Genomic DNA, 19,163 nt, shown 5'->3' with positions numbered 1-19,163 from the left:
TCTAAAATTGCAGAGCTGATTATCTCTTAAAGAAGCGATCGCGGTTTGATTTGTTGATGGATCGATTCACTGTGATTCCACGATCAACAATCAAAAATCAACTCACTGTATATCCGCCATCGATCGCTAAAGGTTGTCCTGTAATATAGCTGGCAGCATCAGAGCAGAGAAATACAACTGCTTGAGCAATTTCCGTTGCCTGACCAATCCGACCCATTGGAACCATAGATCCGAGATCATCGAACGTGATGCCCATCTGGTTAGCGCTACGAGCCATTAGATCAGTCGCAATGGGACCGGGATTAACAGCATTAATCCGAATGCCCTGTTTGGCATAGTCAAGTGCGGCAGTGCGTGTCAGCCCCATCACCGCGTGTTTGCTGGCAACGTAGGGAGAAATTCCCGGCAGCCCAACAAGACCATTGGTGGACGAATTATTCACGATCGCGCCTGCGCCCTGGGTGAGCATCTGTTGAATTTCATATTTCATGCACAGAAATACTCCTCGCGCATTGATCGACATGATCTTGTCAAAATCCTCGATCGATTGTTCGTGCAGTGGTTTAACAGCAAGATCAATGCCAGCATTGTTAAAGGCACAATCGAGTCTGCCGTAGGTCGTGATCGCTTTCTGCACCAATTCCCGGACATCCGCCTCACTCGATACATCTGATTTCACGAACAAGCATTCCGTCCCAGTCTCGCGAATCAAATCAGCCGTTTCTTGACCTTCTACACCGCGTATGTCCGAGAAAACCACTTTGGCTCCAGCAGCACCGAATGCGATCGCTGTTGCTCGACCAATTCCCGATGCGCCTCCCGTAACTAACGCCACTTTATCGTGCAGTATCATTCTATTTCTCCTAAAATCAAGTCCGGTTGTTCTCTCTTGAAATAATCATGAAATCGCTTTAGAAAAAAGCTTAGACAAATCTTGCAAGCATTAGACTAAGAGCAAAGGAAAAGGCATGAAAGCTGACATGGGATAACATCGCAGCCTCAAGCGAGTATTGCCAAAAGAGCCAACCAAAAGCAATGCCAGCAATCCCATTGAGTAATATCGCTCGGACAATCACAACGGTCGTGAGGGGAACGATCGCGGCAGTCGCTGGCAGGTGTAGTAGTCCAAATACCAAAGCGGCTAGAACGATCGCACCCTGGTAAATCCCTTGACTTGGCAACGTAACGCCTTGTTTTAGACCTTTCCACGCGATCCAAACAAGCAGCGACATTAAACCCCAGCGCATCAAAATCTCCTCAGTGATGCCACCATAGAACATTGCTGTGAGCAAATTCAACCCACTTGGTTCTGTATTATTGGCTGCCTGTAGTGCTTCAGGTAGGGCAGGTTGCATCAACCGATCGAGCAACAAGAGAACGATCGCCCCCACTGCACCCACACCCAAGCTCCACTTCATCTCAACAGCAAAAGATAGAGACTTAGCGGTATGAAACACCCAATGATCAATCAAATGGGAGCTTAATCCAACACGATAGGCACAGCCAATTCCGATCAGAATGCTGATTGCCAGTAGAATTGAATACTGTAGTCCTTGCAGAAGCATTAAAGTTCCCAATGGAGGCACTTTTTCCAGTGTTTCTGGAGACAGTTTCGCTAACTGTTGCTCGATTAAAGGAATAGACGTGATCGTGAACATGACAATTCCCACACTGCCCAATACAAATAAAATCCCAAATTGTTTCAGAATTGCCATTGGTTTAGTCTCCAAATGATCCGTCTTCTTAGCTCATTTGCCCAATCGGTCGAACAATGATTTCATTCACATCCACCCCTGCGGGTTGCTCGATCGCAAAGGCAATCGCCCGTGCAATCGCATCTGCTGGAATCACTGCCTCACGAAATCCCCCCACCCATTCCGCTGCTTCAGCATCCGTGATCGTGCTGGCAAGTTCAGTTTCCGTCACGCCAGGCGAAATCACCGTAACCCGGATGTCTGTCGATTCCTGCCGCAGTCCTTCGGAAATCGCCCAAACTGCAAACTTAGTGGCGCAGTACACGGCTGCGGTTGGATAGACGTTGTGACCGCCGATCGAGGATAGATTGACAAACTGCCCTGATCGTTGCTGCTTAAAGAGGGGTAGTGCAGCAGCAATTCCGTGAAGCACACCGCGAATGTTCACATCAATCATGCGGTTCCATTCATCGATCTTGAGTACCTCTAGCCTGGAGAGCGGCATCAAGCCTGCATTGTTCACCACAACATCAAGGCGACCAAATTTATCTTGGGCAAACTCGACAAAGGCTTGCATGTCTTCGAGATTGGTGACATCAAGGGTACGATATTCTGCTTCGCCACCAAAGGAGCGAATTTCGGCAGCAATTGCTTCGAGTCGATCGGTGCGTCGCGCCCCTAACACAACCCGTAAACCCTGATGAGCCAGCAATCTAGCAGTTGCTTCACCAATACCGCTACTAGCTCCAGTAATCGCAATAACTTTTTGAGTGTCTTTATTCGTCGTCATGAGCCTTATCTCCTATTTATTTTGCGGTTATCGAGCGAACTTATGGTGTAGTGCTAAAACGTTTTATTGCGCGGTGAAGACTTCTCGCAATGCTTGTGCCGCATCAATCGAGCGCGGAAAACCAGCCGTTACTGTGGTGAGGTAAATGATTTCTTTAAGTTCGTCTTGCGTTACGCCAAGTCTGAGGGCATAGCTTGCGTGGATCTTCATCTGTGGCAAATTTCCGGCGGCGGCAAAGACGGCAACAGTGGCAAGCTGGCGGGTACGATCGTCTAGTCCCTGACGTGACCAGACATCACCGAGGGAATAGTCTACGATCGCATCTGCAAGAAACGGAAAATCCTGACGGAGAGCATTGAGTACGGGTTGCCCTGCTCCACCGGTTAGCTTATTGATAACTTGATTGCCTTGCTCACGGCGGTTCTGTTCTGGTTGAGTTTGTGGTGCAATCATTGCTGGTCGAGTTTGTGCAGTAGTAGTAGCAGGTAAAAACACAACGAGTAACGTAACAAAAATGCATCCTAAAGCAGTGATTATCTTGTTGATGAGTTTTCTCGAATACATAGTCTGTCGAGATGGTGCGATAACTTTGTTCTCATCAGTTGACATGGTGATTGTTCCTTGTAGTTAAAGCTGATTAGCAGTTAGACTGCTTTTAGGATGTCTGCTTGTAGGACTTGGGCAAGCTGCTCCATATACAACCGCGCCCATGCGATCGTGTTTTCTCTCAGTCCCACAACAACAACGCCTCGCATATCGAGTTTTGTGCCGTTGGTATGGTTGTGCGGACGAGTCCGCAGTAGTGGTGGTTTGAGCTATTTGTGAATTCATAGTTTTGAGCGATTAGATTAGAGTGATCCGGTTGCCTCAATTTCAGGTGCATAAATCGTTTCGTCTTCTTTGCGCCAAGCTGGATCAACTAGACAAGAGATGGTCTAATTTTCTGTGAACTTCAGCACAATTTTGCCCCGTGTCCCTCCCTGCTCTAGACGCTGATGTGCCAGAACGACCTGATCCCAAGAAAATACTGAATCAATCACTGGGCGAAGCTGATGACGCTCGATTAGTTTTGTCAAAGCCTCTAATTTGGCTCGATACTGGGGTGAAAAAACAAAATGAATCGTCAGATTCTTACCCCATGCTTCAAGAAGCGATTGCGGAGTTGCAATGTCTACAATGCTTGTCAGCCTACCGAAGGGACGAATGATTTCTAGACTACGCTGAATGGTTTCTCCGCCGATCGTATCTAGAACTAAATCCACGCCCAGTCCATTTGTTTCTTGACGAATGACTTCTACATAATCTTCATTTTTGTAATCAATCACCCGATCTGCGCCCAGTTCTGTCACGAAATCTCGGTTTCTAGAACTACACGTCGCAAAAACGTATGCCCCGATCGCTTTAGCGAGTTGAACTGCGATCGAACCCACTCCACCCGCACCCGCATGGATGAGAACTGTTTCACCAACTTGTAGATTGCCCCTGGTCACCAGACAATCCCAAGCCGTTCCGCCTGCAAGCGGAAAAGAAGCGGCTTCAATGTGCGATAGATTTGCAGGCTTCAATGCAACAATCGCTGCATCAGCCACATGATACTGAGCGTAGCTACCAAATTCTCCAAAAATTTGCGGCGAATAATACACGTTGTCTCCCACCTTGAAATCAGCCACAGCTTCGCCAATGGCCTCAATCACCCCTGAAACATCGACTCCAAGGATGGCGGGTAATTGAACCAGTTCCTTATAATCACCACGACGAGTTTGGTAATCGACCGGGTTAATCGAGGTTGCACATACTCTGACTAACACCTGATTCGCCTTCAGTGTTGGTGTGGGAACCGTTTGAATCTCGAACTTCTCAGCATCACCAAACGCAGTTAATACGGCTGCTTTCATAGATTCCATCTGTGCCAACTCTCCTTGATTTAGAATAAACAGTGCCGTTGTACAAACCGGCCTTCACACGACCAGCACTCAACTGTTTAGAACATTGTGTTATCGTTAGCCGACGCTTCCGGGATAGTCTGAAGCACGTCCCAATGCTCGACTATCTTGCCTTTATCATCTAGGCGGAAGATGTCGATGCCTGCCCAGTCGTTGTCGTCCGGCCCTTGATCGAAATTAGATAGCTCACTAGCACTAGCAAACAAGTCAGATATGGATAGAGCTTAGTGACTTGCAGCAATAATGGCTGTCATCAACTCTGTCATTCTCCAGCGTCCGGTATATCGAATGTTATTAATAAATAGGGCTGGAGCAGTTGTTACTCCACTATGTATTCCGCCTTCGATATCTTCATGGGTGCGATCAATATGCACTTGTTTAGACAACTCTTTGAGAAATTGAGGAATGTCAAGCCCTAAATCATTGGCGTACTCTACAAGATAACCATTTTCTAACTTCTGTTGATGGGCAAATAAAGTATCATTCATTAACCAAAACTTTCCTTGGGCGGCGGCAGCAACGGCTGCTTGGGCTGCCCGTTGAGCATTGGGATGAATCTGTGCTTGCGGAAAATGACGGAAGATGAAGCATAAATAATCTTCTCCAAAACAAGTATTCAGCTCTCGTTTGATCGCTTTAATCATCCTGTAAACGTCTGCACTTCTGGAGCATTGATAGTCTCCATACATCACCAGCACGACCTTAGCACTCAGCACACCTCGCATCCAATCCTGGGTTGAAGGTGGTACAAGTAAGGAACTGTGGCTACGATCGTCGTTCATTTTTATACATTTGCATCAGGCATGGAACCTTGCAATTTACTTACTCAATCCATTGACTGCATAACTGTTTGCATAAATTTAATATAGGAGATCGCTTTCAAGCCGTCGTCTATAGCAAGTTAAATTTTTTACAGTATAAATTGATAGAGCAACCATGCCATCGTGGAGTAGAAGGCTGGTTCTAACTCAAGTTAGAATCCCAATTTGATCGAAAGTTCTACAAGCAGACAATGCCGCGTTTAACAGCAACAATTACAGCTTGAGTGCGATCGCTGACATCTAACTTATTCAAAATCCGATTAACATGAGATTTAACCGTGCCTTCACCGATACTCAAAGCAGTCGCAATATCGGCATTACTCATCCCCTGCGCCAGTGAGCGGAGTACCTCTAGTTCTCTTTCACTCAGTTCTGGATTGCTAAGGCGCTGTACCAACTTTGCTCCCACATCAGGCGGAATGTACTTCTGACCCCGATGAACGGTACGAATGGCATTCAGAAGCTCGTCAGGTTCAGTGTCTTTCAACAGATATCCTTTTGCGCCTGCCTGCAATCCCCGATAGATATCTTCGTCACTATCATAGGTGGTCAGTACAATAATCCGAGCAGATTTAACGAGCGCACAAATTGCACCGATGGCGGCAACTCCTTCCACTTCCGGCATTCGCAGATCCATTAGCGTGACATCCGGTTGGTGTTCCCCAAATAGAGCGATCGCTTGTTCCCCATTTTCGGCTTGGGCAATCACCTGCATCTCTGGGTCACGGTTAATAATCGTGGCTAATCCTTGCCGAAAAATAGCATGATCGTCCGCAATCAGAACCCGAATTGTTGTGGCTTGGCTCATCGTGATGCTACTCCCGATCGACGGTGACAATAATCTCTGTTCCTTGTCCAGGTTGACTCCGAATCGTGAGTTGTGCGCCGATGCGCTCTGCCCGTTCGCTCATGCCTAATAAACCAAACCCCTCAGAGGATGGAATACTCCCAACTCCAAAGCCCTGTCCATTGTCTTTCACGCGCAAACAAAACTGATTGCGATCGTAGATTAGCTCCACTCGAATTTCATCAGCGTTGGCGTGTCTGATCGCATTAGTTAAGGCTTCCTGCCCAATCCGCAGTAGGTTACTCTCGACTTCAGTGGGTAGAGAATACACTGCACCCTCAATCTCATAATATAGAGTGGTATCCATTGCGGCAGTTCTGATTTGAGCGATGAGACGATGTAGAGCGCTCTGTAAACTGCCTTCCTCCAAAAGCTGAGGACGGAGCGCTACTACTGATCGCCGCGCTTCAGACAGTCCGGTTCGCGCCAATTCTTTGATCAGGTCTAGGTGCGCCTGAGTTGCTTCTACATCATCCGTTAACACCTGGTTTGCGGCTCCCACCTGAGCCAAAATGCCTGTAAACGCCTGAGCAAGGGTATCGTGAATTTCGCGTGCCATGCGGTTGCGCTCCTCTAAAATGGAGGCTTCTTCTGCTTGCTTTTGCGGTGTAATATCTCGCGCCAGCCAAATCACTTGCTCGTGCTGAATCGGGGCAACGCGAGCCGAAAACCAGATTTCTCGTCCAGATAGCCACTGGCTGTATTCAACGGTAAGGACTTGTTGGGTTCTCAGTACCTGCTGAATATAACTCAGGAATTCATCGGCTTGTTCCCTGGCATAGAGTTGATGCAGTGTTTTGCCAGTATACTCCTCCCTATACTCCTCTCCATAGGACGGATTCCCTTTGATTGCACAGAGCAATTGCCCTTCAGCATTGAAGATACACAGCGGATCGGGAATGGCTGAAAAGAGCGCCTGCAGTTCTGCTTCAGAGGCTTGCAGCGCGGTTTCTGCTAAGACGCGATCGCTAATATCCGCAATCACCCCTTCGATGTAGTCATCGCCTGCATTCAAATAAGAAGAGAAAAGTCCCCAAAACACTGTCCCATCTCGTTTTCGCATCTGGACTTCAAAGCTTCGCAGTTCCCCATCCCGCTTCAGCACCTCAATAGCGTGTTGGCGAACGTTAGGATCGACATAGTAGCCTGTAGTGTGTTCAAGCCCGATCATCTCCTCTGGTGAATCAAAGCCAAACAGATCGGCAAAGCGTTGATTGGTATCGAGAATTAAGCTATCACAAAGGCGGGTTCGGTAGATACCAACCTGGGAATTTTCAAAGATCGTTCGGAACTTGGCTTCACTGCGTTGTAATGCCTCTTCTGCTTGCCTACGCTGGGTGGTGTCGTTGCCCACCGATAAGATTTCAACGACCTCTCCCTGGTCATTGAAGATGGCTTGATTCGACCAGACCATCCAAACTCGCCGACCGTCTCGACACAGGTTTTCACCCTCGCCTTGCGGGTACGCTTGAGGATTACGAAGTAAATCATGGACAAAGGGTTTGACATCCCGCCCAGAGGTTTCGATGTCTGGAATGATGGTTTCAAATAAGGTTCGCCCTACAATCTGATGTTCTTCATAGCCCAGGAGTTTCACCCCATAATCGTTGATGTATCGAATTCGTCCTTGCGTGTCATAGCAAATGATGACGGAATTCGCGGTTTGTAGCAGGTTGCGATAATTTGCTTCACTTTGTCTCAATGCGGCTTCGGTTTGTTGACGTTCCGCGATCTCCTGCTGCAAGGCTTGAGTTTGCTCTTCTACTTTGCGTTCCAGTGTTTCGGCATAGTCTGCTAACTGTTCATACAACCGAGCATTTTCTAGTGAAATTGCTGCCTGAGCCATCAACAGTTTCAGGACTTGTAAGCGATCGCTGGTAAACACTCCGGTACTGAGATTGTTCTCCAGATAAAGGATGCCGATCAGCTGATTTTGCTGGAGAATTGGCATACACAGGAGCGATCGCGTCTGTTGGTGTTGAATATAAGGATCAGTTGAAAAAGACGCTTCGCTGACTGCATCATCAAACACCAAAGTTTCTTGAGTGCGTTCTACCGAGTGAATGACCGAGACAGGAATCGTTGCACAGTCAGCAACAGCAAGCTTTTCTAGGTCACACTGTCTACTTCCGCTACATTGAGCCATCACAGTAAGTTGATCCTCTTCCAGGAGAACCAGAGCACCAGTTTCGGCTCCTGCATTTTCTATCACCACCTGCATCAATGTGACAATCAATTGATTGAGATGGATCATTAAACTCTCTCCGACGAAGGACTGCCAGTCATCTCAATCAAGTATATCGCTTGCCAAAATCCAGAAAATTAAACTTCTGGGTGGATTTTTGAAGGTTTTCCACCAATACAGCATAAAATAGCCAAGTCCCCCCAATCTGGAGCTGAATACCATTGAGGGAACCCGTCCATAAATAACTCAGACCCAAGAGCCTCTTAACGGAGTAAAGCCTAGATACGTGCAAAATCGGACACGATGTAAAGTTTTGTAAAGAAAAGCCGATTCTCGCCTTAAAATGTTAGTGTTATCCCCTCATATAAAGCCTGTGGCACTGAATCTAAATCGATCAGATAATCTCCAAAACGCTTAATTTTGCCTGTCAAATATGGACTTAAAGCTGCTACATCATCACGTAAAATTAAATACCCCTCACGTTTAAGCTGACACAACACTTCAGTCAAATCAACCGTATTATGAAACACCACTGCATTGGCAATCAAATCGTTATACTTAATAATCTTCTCCTGTTCGTCCGGGTCATTCATTATTAGCAATAATTTTTTCACCTCCGAAGAAAAACCATTTGGCAAAGCCATGATAAGCTTCTACCTTATTGGTAACTGCCGTAATTTGCTGTCGCAGTTGCCCATCCGAAATATACTGTAATAAAAAGACCGTTCTAACCACCCGTCCGAGTTCTTGAAAAGCTTGGTATAAACGGTTCTTTCGACTATAATTCCCCAACTCCTTCGCATTCAATCAAAAGTTGCTCAACTCCTCCTGCTGTATTCAAAATACTTTGAATTTCCGTCATGGTTTCCGTATCGGTAGACTCATCTCCAAACACTTGCAATACATTCGTGAAAATGTCTACTAATTTTTCCGTTGTCTCCAGATGTTTCTGTCGAAGTCTGTCCAACTCTTCTTTAGCTTTGTTATGAATTGTCCGCACACGTTTTAGAAACATCAATACCAAGTTAAAATACTTTTTGCTGAATTTTTCTGGGTGGGGACAGAGTAGTTGTTCTACTCTGCCCTTGTTGAATGAGTGTTGATGTCCTCTACTAACATAAAAAATACTTAAAATTCGATATTGTTACAAAAATTTACGTCATGTCCTATTTTACACGTATCTCGGCTTTACCCCAGTAATACTTGTAATGATCACAACAATCCTAACTTTTTCTGAAGTGAGTAACGCATCACCTCAACTGGAACGGATTGTTTTAACCAAAGCTGTAATGCGGATGCACCTTGTTGAACCAACATTTCTAAGCCATCAATAATAATTGCACCTTTGGCTTTAGCTAGAGATAAAAATTGAGTCGGGTTAGGGGTATAAATCAAATCATAAGCGATCGCATCCGATTTTAGCCGATCCATTACTGCTTCTGTTACGGGAGAATTTTCGACATGAGGATACATCCCCACTGGCGTTGTATTCACGAGTAAATCAGCTTGATGAATAATCTCAGTTAAATTCTCCCAAGTCTGAATTTGTAGCGATAAAGATAAAGGAGATTCTAACCAACTTTGCTGAAAGACTTCTAACTTTTGTAGATTTCTTCCAATCACATAAATCTCTGTAATTCCTAACTCCACACATCCAGCCACAACCGCCCGAGAAGCACCCCCATTTCCTAAAATAACGGCTGTTTTTTTAGACCAAAATGTGTTAATATTTTGTAGCGGTGCGAGAAATCCAGCCACATCAGTATTTGTTCCTTCCCACCCCTCAGAAGTTCGCCAAACCGTATTCACCGCGCCCACTGCTTCGGCAATTTTGGAAACTTTAGAGAGTCGAGAAAGAATCGCTTGTTTGTGAGGAATCGTCACATTAAATCCTTGAACACCAATCGCCGCAAATCCGGCTAAAGCTGCATCTAAATCAGTGGATTGAATCGGAAAAGGAAGATAAACATAGTCTACTCTCATCTCAGCAATTGCTGCATTGTGCATCACGGGAGACAAAGAATGTTCAATCGGATCGCCAATCACACCCAAAAGTTTTGTTGTTCCTTGAATCATCAATCTATTCAGGTTAACACTTTTGTTATTATGACATCCCCCTGGTAACGGATTCAACTTGGACAGAGATAATGAAACCAATGCTAAGAGTAAAACGGATAGATCATCTTAATTCATACTTATCCCCGATCTATCTAACAATCCGTTTCCAACATCATCAACCTGAAAAACCCCGCAGTCAACCCATCCGTTACCATAACCGAGTCTAACTAGCTTTGAAATTCCGGGGCTTCAACCAAAATGGGATTAACATCAAACCAAAAATCTTTACGATAACGGTATTCAAACACCCACAAACTCCGCAGTAAAGTTTGATAATCAGTTAAACCACTTAACTTTTTAGTTTTCCCCACCTGACGCAACATTTCCCATTCATTGGCTTCAATCGCCAATAATAGCTGATGACGACGTTGTAAAATCACATCTTCTAAAGCCTCTCTCGAAAGCGGTGGATCTTCTTTTTGAAGACAACTATACAACAAAACCAACAACGTTCGGACATGACCTCCACTCATCATACACAACCGCTCTAAAGTTTTCGGTTGATCAAAAACTTGAGGAATAAAACTCGAATATTCATCCGGTTTAACTTCAGGAAATGATCGCGCCATAACCATTTGTCGCAACAATTCAATCCCTGCTTCACAAGGCGTTTCATCCGGAAAACGAACCGGAACCATCGGTAAAGTTTTCGGATCACCGCCAAATCGATTAGTCAGTCGTCCTAAATCATTGGAAAAAATTAATCCCAAAGGAATCGTATAAACAACGTGACAACCCAACTGATTTAATTGATCACCGCGATCAATAAATAAATATTCAGGTTGAGGTCTTCCAGTGGCGGTTCTCGAACTCATAATTCGATCTAGATTATCAATAATCACCACCAATCCTTGTTTACCTTGCTGCTTTAATTGTTCAATAGACGGTGCCAGCAATTCTTGATTAATCGCTTGTAAAATGGTGTTGGTACGCGGTTCCAAATATTGTCGTAACCGAGTCCGCAGGTCACGACTATCTCTAGCTTTAGCCGTAATTTTACCAATTCCTAACGAGAGAGAAAATTCTCCCTCTGTATCCCCACTCACACTTCCTAACGCCGGGAGATCCGCCTGAATATCAATTTGGGCTTGTAGAACATTTGCTAAACCCTGAAGCAAGGCTTTAAATCCGGTGGGTTGCAATGTGATCTGGAGTTGTTCTATACTCTCGCTAACCTGACGAGCGATCGCCAGCAAAATATCGGTGATGTCTACATCCGCCATATCGAGATCTTTACTCGACTCGAAATAGACAACATGAAAGTCTTGTTCTTCTAATTCCGCTTTCAGTCGTAACAATTCTGTGGACTTTCCCGAACCAATATGTCCAGTAAAAAGCTGACAAGTGGGATTTTCTGGAGACAGGCGAGTAATTGTCCGGGCAATTTGTTCAATCAGTTTTCCGCCACGAACTTCAGAAAAATCAATATAGTATTGTCGGTCTTCTATTGTACCAAAATTTAATGTTTTTGCGGGATTAGATGCCCGAAAAAATCTGCGTAAATTGAGTTCCATCGTTGTCCACCCAAGCAATACCTGTGTCCGTAAACTCTCATTCTTGCAGTTATTGTTTGAATCAGTAGGGAATAGCAAAATCAACCTTTATTTGCGAGCCAGTATCCGAGTGTTAATCCTAAACCAGAAGTTGTAGCGAGAATCAGAAAAGTATAAAATCCATGAAAGGATTCAATTAATTTTTCTCCGGCAACCATTTGGGCAATGACTCCAGAAATGACGACAATCGCACCCCATACTCCAAAAATTATTTCTAAGCCTGTTTTTTCAAAGGCTCGAATCACGGCATTTTGTCCTGCACCCGTCCATGCACCGATATAAGCTCCGAACCCAAAACCAAAGACGCTTCCGACATGGCTTTTGCTCCTGCCTTTGGTTTGGAAAGCTCGATCACAAATCATTCCGATTGTCGCCCCCATGACTGCTCCTAGAATACCGCCCAACAGCGATCCGCGCCAATCTCCCGTTTTACTTCCCGCGACCAATCCTGCGATCGCAGAAATTCCGGCGAGGGTGAGTATCCATAAAATCGCTTTGATTCGGGCTTGTGAACCGGCGATCGCACCCAATACCATCCCAATCATCGTCCAAACACTTCCTGTTACCATTCCACCTGCTTGATTTCCCGTCACCCATCCCGCTATTCCACCCGCAATCATTAAAGCAATAAACCAGGAATGTTCAAACCTTTCTCCACAGGAGGCGGAAATCGCAATAATTAACCACAAGATCAGGGCGAGAATTTCATTCCATAAGGGAACGGTAATGGTGGTTAGAATCCATCCAATTAGGGTGTACCCTAAAAAAGTACCTGCTAGCCATCCCCACGGAATTAGAGGGGAATTTGGCTCGGAGAGAGGGGAATTAACCGATGGAGGAGTGTTCGGATGAACCGTCGAAGTTTGAACATTGACATCGGGTGATGTGGGGCGTGGGGAATCACGACTAGGCGGTGTTCGTAGACGAGAAACAGAAAACTGAGGATCACTCAATAGCGATCGCAACCGAACATAAGCGTAATTGATTTCTTTAAATTTTTGTTCGGCTTCGGCTTGCAAGCGAGAATCATGAGGATAGCGATCTGGATGCCAAATCAAAGCCAAATTTCGATAAGCCTGTTTGACATCCTCAAGCGTTGCATCAGGCTGAAGATTTAAGATTTGGTAGTAGTATTCTATCTCATCCACGTTTTATGCGAATCGCGAAATCTGACGGGTAATGACTTATGGTTTCAGTGGGTATTTTACAATTGGTGATCACCTCAAACTGCAATATTTTTGTTGTTTTCCTTGACACTCTAATAGATTCTGATTTAATTTAGGCTTCAATTCCATCATAGTTCAAAAGTCCCAAAGAACGATGAAAGATGTAAAACTGGGAAAGTATCTGACTCTAGAATCCTTTTGTACTTGCACTCAGACCTATCAAAAATATACAACTCAGATTAATCCCTATCCCGATTCGACCGAAAGCGTTGTCGCGATTCAAGCGTTAAATCAATGGCTGATTGATCCGATTATTGATCATTTTGGACTCGAAAGATTTCACCTAACGTATGGATTTTGTTCAAAGGATTTAAAACGATTTCTTGAAAAAAAAGATCCGATTACCGGACTTAAAAATGGTCGAGTTGCACCCCATCTAGATCAACATATTGCCCATGAAGTTAAAAAAAATGGTCGATATTATTGTGAACGATTGGGGGCGGCTTGTGATTGTCAAATTAAAGGTTTAGACAGCAGTGAATTTGTGGATTGGATTATCGCCCAAAAGTTGCCTTTTGATTCCTTATATTTTTATAGTCAAAATAGACCGATTCATCTCAGTTACGGGCCACAAAATAAAGGAGATATTTGGACATTTAACGCAGCAGGTTTACCGACAAAAAAAGGGACGGAACGCTGGAAAAAAGAAGGGAGATAGGGAGGTAGGGAGAGGGGGTGATGGGGAGATATTGCCTGTTGCCTGTTGCCTATTCCCCGTCCCCTGTCTCCTCTTAAGACCGACACAAAGCCTCTTTGCGACTATCAAATAACTTGACAATGCCATCTGTCACCGTCTTTTTCACATTCGCATCACAACCCGCTAAAAAGTCCTCAGCAGAAATTGCATTTTGAAAGAATTCTTGGGCGCAGTTACGTTGATGTCGAATCTCATCAAACCCCATCGATTTCACCATATAGGTAGCGAGAGGAGAATTTTTAATATCATAAGAGGCACTTTGAGTGCGTCCCTTATCTAACAGTGTTAACACTTGTTGATCTAATTCATTTTTGGGTTGACGAGGATGGGAAATCTCCGGTAGAAAGTCAACCAAAGAAGCCGCCACAAAGCTTTCAGTCGGCATTTCTCCCATTAAAGTTGAAACCGGAATCACTCGTCCAAAACGGAGAGAAAGAGCTTCTAAAAAAGCAATAGTAAACAGTTTAGTTCCCAGATAAAGTCGTCCAACTTCAATATTTTTGCGAGCGCGTTCAACTAAATCGTGATAAATTTCATCCGTCGGATATCCTTGAAATTGATGAAAGATTACTTCCGGTTTAATAAAATTGAGAAAGCCTTCCATCTTTTGTAGAGCCGTGCGATATTGATTAATCGTATAAGAACTGGAATATTTAAGATGATGATTGGTTTCAGGCAGTAAATTCCAAGTATTATCTAAAAAACGACCTGGATTCAGGTGAGCAAAACTACCCACATCTCGATTAGAAATACACACTGAACGAATCACAGTCGCTCTCAACTCCTCTGAGGTCAACTTCAGATTTAACTGTGCAGTAATCTGTTGTAAACGACGATATAAAATATCACTATTGTTGAGTCCTTCTGCGTTGTGAGTTCGGAAAGGAATCGTCGCTTCAATACAGGCAACAATTTGAAGAATCAATTCAGGCGGTAAAAACGGGTCAAGAACCTTCGCCGCCACCAAACCACTCAAAAACTCATTTTGTCCTTCAAGAGGCGAAAGTACCTGACTAGGAGAGAAGTTAAATACCTGCATCACCATCTCAAAGCTTTTGTCAGGGGGCAACTCAGAAGCATCCCGAATCACCAGATGTTCAGACACCTGACGAACAAACGGAACAATGTAGTAAGTCAAATTAAAGTTAACACTTTGATCGACCTGTACATAAACGACATCGTGAAATAAAGCCGCCAGTACCTCAATCGGATGCTCAGACCCCCCAACCTCAAAAATATGTTCTGGCGTATGAAAATAACGCCAAGGCCCTGTCATCGTCTGAACAATCAGCTCTGTAATTTTAGCCAGATCTTGAGGTTCTACAACAATGTCAAGCTGTTTCATTGCCCAGCCTAGCTTCTCAAGACACTGTTGGTCATAATCCTGTTCAGCACTCATCTGCTGATCGCACATTACGTTTGTCATTGTTTTAATCACCCAACGTGGCGAAAAATACTTTTACCCCTAGCTCTAGCTTAAGCTATAGGTTTTCCTACAATGGTTGATATCTTGATTTAATTATGCACTCTGGCGTTTCGACTGTCGTAGTATTACCCCCAAAAAACAACACCTGTGTCAAAGCAGACAAACGGGTAAAGCCAAGAGAGAGAAATGAACGGATCTTTGTTTGACTCTCCTATACGATGCAAGATGTGTATGAACTGACAGACAACTCCCTGCCGTGAGGTTTGAGATGAGCAAAACTTCTTCCCTTAGCCAAAATATTCAGGTAATGATGAATTGCCCGAATTGTGGCATTTTAAATTCAGAAGGTGCAAATTACTGTATGGAATGTGGCACATCTTTATCTAAAGTTTGTTCCCACTGTCACCATAAAAATTCACCCCAAGCCAAGTATTGTACAGAATGTGGTACATCCCTAAAAAATGAGAGTCAGTCCCCAGAGGTCACTCCCATCACTCCCCTAGAACCCACTCCGATCCGACCCGCTGAACGCCGTCAACTAACGGTCATGTTTTGTGACTTGGTAGGTTCAACGGCACTATCGGAAGAACTCGACCCAGAAGAACTACGAGAACTGATTCAAAAATACCAGGAAACCTGCGCCAATGTTGTCCTTCACTACGAAGGATACATTGCCCAATATCTCGGAGATGGCATCTTAATCTACTTCGGCTACCCCATCGCCCATGAAGACGATGCCGGACGTGCCATGCGTGCTGCTTTGGGCATTATCAAAGCGATTGCCGGACTCAAACCTGGTTGTATTGCCAATCGTTGTCTACAACTGTCTGTGCGCTTGGGTATCCATACCGGGTTAGTTGTGGTTGGGGAGGTCGGCGCGGGTAATAAACGGGAACAGTTAGCCATTGGTCAAACCCCCAATATTGCCGCCCGACTGCAAGGGTTTGCTCAACCCAATACCGCTGCTGTCAGTCCGACTACCCAACGACTGGTACAAGGTATTTTTGAATTTCAGTCATTAGGTCAACATTCACTCAAAGGAGTTTCTACTCCGGTTGAAATTTACCAAGTTTTACAAGAAACCTCCTCCTGCAAGCGTCAGAAAGTCGCTCAAAGTAGTTGGACTCCCTATGTAGGCCGAGAAGCTGAACTTGAACAATTCCAAGCCATTTGGGAACGGGTTAAATCAGGACGGGGAGAAGTTGTCCTGTTGATGGCAGAAGCCGGATTTGGTAAATCCCGTTTAGTTCAAGCCTTCCGAGAACGTATTGCTAACGATGCCTACACTTTAAGGGAAGTGTTTTGTTCTCCCTACTATCAAAATACGCCTTTCCATCCGATCATTGAATTGATTGCCGAACGAGTCTTAAAACTCACTCGTGAAGACTCACCCCAGCAACAACTCGCTAAACTGGAACAATTTCTCGATGCTCATCAAATTCCTCGCCAAGAGGCTGTTCCCCTGTTTGGTCAGTTACTCTCTATCCCTATCGATGAACGGCGTTATCGACCTCTCAACCTGTCGCCCCAAGCCACCAAACAAAAGCTATTAGAAGTTATGCTGGCGATGATCCACAAGGCGGCTAGTCAGCAACCGCTTCTGGTGATTGTGGAAGATTTGCACTGGATTGATCCCTCGACCCTCGAACTTGCTGACCGACTGATCCGAGAAGAAACCAATTATCCCATCTTGCGGATTTATACCATGCGACCGGGTTTTCAATCTCATTGGCTGCGACTTCCTCATGTGAGTCAGATTAATCTCAATCATCTTCCGGCGAATCAGATTGAACAAATTATTCAGGGCGTTACAGGCGGTAAACGGCTTCCCTATGCCGTCTCAAAACTGATTGTTGAAAAAAGTGACGGGATTCCCCTGTTTATTGAAGAAATGACTAAAATGGTGGTGGAGTCGGGGCCATTTACAGAAACAGAGGATACCTACGAACTCACAGGCCCATTACCGACGCTCAGTATTCCTGATACTCTCAAAGGCTTGTTGATGGAACGACTTGATCGCCTCGATGGAGCGAAAGAAGTTGCTCAACTGGGGGCGAGTATTGGTCGAGAGTTTAGTTATGAATTGTTGCGGGCGATCGCGATCGGATCTGAAGACCTGAACACAAAAGATGCCAGTCGTCCGGCACCCGTACCCATAAATCTCAATGAAAGTAGCATTATTCGAGGGCTAGAAAAGTTAGTCGAAACACGATTATTGTTTGTCAACGGTGAACTTCCCAAAGCCGTCTACAGCTTTAAAAATGTTCTCATTCAAGATGCTGCTTATGATTCTTTGCTCAAAAGTACCCGAGCGCAATATCATCGTCGTATTGCTCGTGTTCTGGAAGCTGAATTTCCACTGTTAACCAGTCGTGAACCGGAGTTACTTGCCTATCACTATACCAAAGCTGGATTGTCTTTTTGTGCGATTGACTATTGGCAAAAAGCCGGAGAAAAGGCATTTTTGGGTTCGGCTAATGAAGAAGCAATTGCTCATCTGAGATCCGGTTTAGATTTGATTCATAGCCTTAAAGCTGAACAGGGTCCTACTATTTCTTTACTGGGCGGATCTTCGAGTCTCGATTTATTAAAGCAAGAACTCGATCTACAAACGACTTTGGGTAAAGCTTTAATTGCGACTAAAGGTTATGCTTCTCTAGAAGTTGAACAGATCTACAAACGCAGTCGGGAAATTTGTCAGGAACTCGGAACGACTCCGCAATTGTTTTCTGTATTGTGGGGACTGTGGGGTTATCATGCCGCCCGTTGTGAACATCACATTGCTCTGGATTTTGCTAGTCGGTTAATGGGGTTGGCTCGACGCCATAATGACCCGATTTTAGAGATGGAAGCTCGTTTTACCCTGGGATTTGCTTTATTTTATCTCGGACGGTTACAAGCGGCTCACGAACATTGGAAAGTCAGCTATGAACTCTATCAAAAAACCAATCGCACTTGTCAAACTTGTCTGACGGGACAAGATGTGGGAGTGGCGAGTTTATCTTATATGTCGTTGAGTGCTTGGTTACTCGGACATACCGCAGATTCCCTCGAGTATAGTGAAGAAGCGATTCATTTGGCGTTGGAGTTGTCTCATCCTTACAGTACCGGGTTTGCGTTGTCGATGAAGGCGATGTTTCATCAACTGCGTCAAGAACCGGAAGCGGTTAAACATCAAGCGGAAGCGGCGATCGCTTTGGCGACTGAACAACGGTTTGAGTTTTGGTTGGCGACGGGAATTATTATGCAGGGTTGGGCGCTGGTTGAACTCGGAAAAACGGACTTGGGTATTAATCAACTTCGTCGAGGTATTGCGGCTCATGCGGCGACAGGTGCTAAAATTTCTTGGACGTATTTCTTGGGGTTACTGTCTCAAGCTCATGCGAAAGCCGGACAGTTTGAAGCCGGGTTAGCGGTTTTAACTGAGGCTTTATCGACTGTTGAAAGAACGGGAGAACGCTTTTGGGAAGCTGAACTTTTTCGGCTTAGAGGAGAGTTGATGTATGCCAAAGGTGGAGGGGGACAAAACTTAAATCCTGAACAGGTGGCTATGTTAGTGGCTCAAAGTCAAGCGTCTTCTCCTCATTCTCAATCGGTTGAATATTATCTCAATAAAGCCTGTGAAATTGCTCATGCTCAAGGTGGAAAGTTGTTAGAACTTAGAGCAACAATGAGTTTAGCTCGGGTCTGGTCTAATGAGGGGAATTATAAGTTAGCACAATATTTGTTAGCTCGGGTTTATAGCCAATGGCCTCAAGGTTATGCAATGGTTGATTCCACAGAATTTAAACTGTTGTCACCTGTAGAATAATTATCTAAAAACTCTCGAATTGTGTGGAATGTGAGGGGTGTCTTTTCTCTAG

The 19,163-nt window shown here is 44.8% G+C and carries 15 protein-coding genes and 1 pseudogene; 2 read left to right on the top strand and 14 right to left on the bottom strand.

Annotated elements, in window-relative coordinates:
- Positions 1-97 precede the first annotated feature (97 nt).
- The 13 genes and pseudogenes from L8106_RS22975 to L8106_RS22910 all read right to left on the bottom strand — a co-directional run bounded on the left by L8106_RS22975 (position 98) and on the right by L8106_RS22910 (position 13,099).
- Positions 98-853, bottom strand: coding sequence for an SDR family oxidoreductase (locus tag L8106_RS22975; protein WP_009786869.1), 756 nt, complete (start codon positions 851-853; stop codon positions 98-100).
- 70 nt (positions 854-923) lie between these two features.
- Positions 924-1,715 (bottom strand): CPBP family intramembrane glutamic endopeptidase, encoded by a 792-nt coding sequence (locus L8106_RS22970; RefSeq protein WP_009786868.1) that lies wholly within the window; start codon positions 1,713-1,715, stop codon positions 924-926.
- 28 nt (positions 1,716-1,743) lie between these two features.
- On the bottom strand, positions 1,744-2,484 hold the full coding sequence (locus L8106_RS22965; protein WP_009786867.1) for an SDR family oxidoreductase: 741 nt from the start codon (positions 2,482-2,484) through the stop codon (positions 1,744-1,746).
- A gap of 63 nt (positions 2,485-2,547) precedes the next feature.
- Positions 2,548-3,093, bottom strand: coding sequence for a carboxymuconolactone decarboxylase family protein (locus L8106_RS22960; RefSeq protein ID WP_009786866.1), 546 nt, complete (start codon positions 3,091-3,093; stop codon positions 2,548-2,550).
- 326 nt (positions 3,094-3,419) lie between these two features.
- On the bottom strand, positions 3,420-4,379 hold the full coding sequence (locus L8106_RS22955; RefSeq protein WP_232228557.1) for a zinc-dependent alcohol dehydrogenase family protein: 960 nt from the start codon (positions 4,377-4,379) through the stop codon (positions 3,420-3,422).
- A gap of 272 nt (positions 4,380-4,651) precedes the next feature.
- Complete coding sequence (locus L8106_RS22950) at positions 4,652-5,209, bottom strand: DsbA family protein (protein ID WP_039897009.1); 558 nt, start codon at positions 5,207-5,209, stop codon at positions 4,652-4,654.
- Positions 5,210-5,426: 217 nt separating this feature from the next.
- On the bottom strand, positions 5,427-6,056 hold the full coding sequence (locus tag L8106_RS22945; RefSeq protein ID WP_009786861.1) for a response regulator transcription factor: 630 nt from the start codon (positions 6,054-6,056) through the stop codon (positions 5,427-5,429).
- A 7-nt stretch (positions 6,057-6,063) separates the two neighbouring features.
- Positions 6,064-8,349: a PAS domain S-box protein gene (locus tag L8106_RS22940; protein WP_009786860.1), complete on the bottom strand. Its 2,286-nt coding sequence runs from the start codon at positions 8,347-8,349 to the stop codon at positions 6,064-6,066.
- Between the two features lie 269 nt (positions 8,350-8,618).
- Positions 8,619-9,078 (bottom strand): annotated as a pseudogene (locus L8106_RS30935) (Tn3 family transposase); the annotation flags it as partial.
- Complete coding sequence (locus L8106_RS22925; protein ID WP_009786857.1) at positions 9,059-9,295, bottom strand: hypothetical protein; 237 nt, start codon at positions 9,293-9,295, stop codon at positions 9,059-9,061. The gene L8106_RS22925 and the pseudogene L8106_RS30935, both read right to left, overlap by 20 nt.
- A 197-nt stretch (positions 9,296-9,492) precedes the next feature.
- A complete protein-coding gene (locus tag L8106_RS22920; RefSeq protein WP_009786856.1) occupies positions 9,493-10,356 on the bottom strand; it encodes a shikimate dehydrogenase in 864 nt (287 codons plus the stop codon).
- Between the two features lie 209 nt (positions 10,357-10,565).
- Complete coding sequence (locus L8106_RS22915) at positions 10,566-11,912, bottom strand: P-loop NTPase fold protein (RefSeq protein ID WP_009786855.1); 1,347 nt, start codon at positions 11,910-11,912, stop codon at positions 10,566-10,568.
- 80 nt (positions 11,913-11,992) lie between these two features.
- Positions 11,993-13,099 carry a J domain-containing protein gene (locus L8106_RS22910; protein WP_009786854.1) on the bottom strand — a complete coding sequence of 369 codons (1,107 nt, stop codon included), beginning with the start codon at positions 13,097-13,099 and terminating at the stop codon, positions 11,993-11,995.
- Between the two features lie 172 nt (positions 13,100-13,271).
- Here L8106_RS22910 and L8106_RS22905 point away from each other — a divergent pair, with 172 nt between their 5' ends.
- Positions 13,272-13,835 carry a hypothetical protein gene (locus L8106_RS22905; RefSeq protein WP_009786853.1) on the top strand — a complete coding sequence of 188 codons (564 nt, stop codon included), beginning with the start codon at positions 13,272-13,274 and terminating at the stop codon, positions 13,833-13,835.
- A gap of 73 nt (positions 13,836-13,908) precedes the next feature.
- Here the strand turns inward: L8106_RS22905 and L8106_RS22900 are convergent, their stop codons facing one another.
- Positions 13,909-15,300, bottom strand: coding sequence for a hypothetical protein (locus L8106_RS22900; protein ID WP_369749472.1), 1,392 nt, complete (start codon positions 15,298-15,300; stop codon positions 13,909-13,911).
- 268 nt (positions 15,301-15,568) lie between these two features.
- Between L8106_RS22900 and L8106_RS29905 the strand changes: the two genes are divergently transcribed.
- Positions 15,569-19,111 (top strand): adenylate/guanylate cyclase domain-containing protein, encoded by a 3,543-nt coding sequence (locus L8106_RS29905; RefSeq protein WP_009786851.1) that lies wholly within the window; start codon positions 15,569-15,571, stop codon positions 19,109-19,111.
- Positions 19,112-19,163: the final 52 nt, after the last annotated feature.

Origin of the sequence: Lyngbya sp. PCC 8106, assembly GCF_000169095.1 — a bacterium.
GTDB lineage: Bacteria > Cyanobacteriota > Cyanobacteriia > Cyanobacteriales > Microcoleaceae > Capilliphycus.
This window is presented reverse-complemented; position numbering and strand designations above follow the sequence as displayed.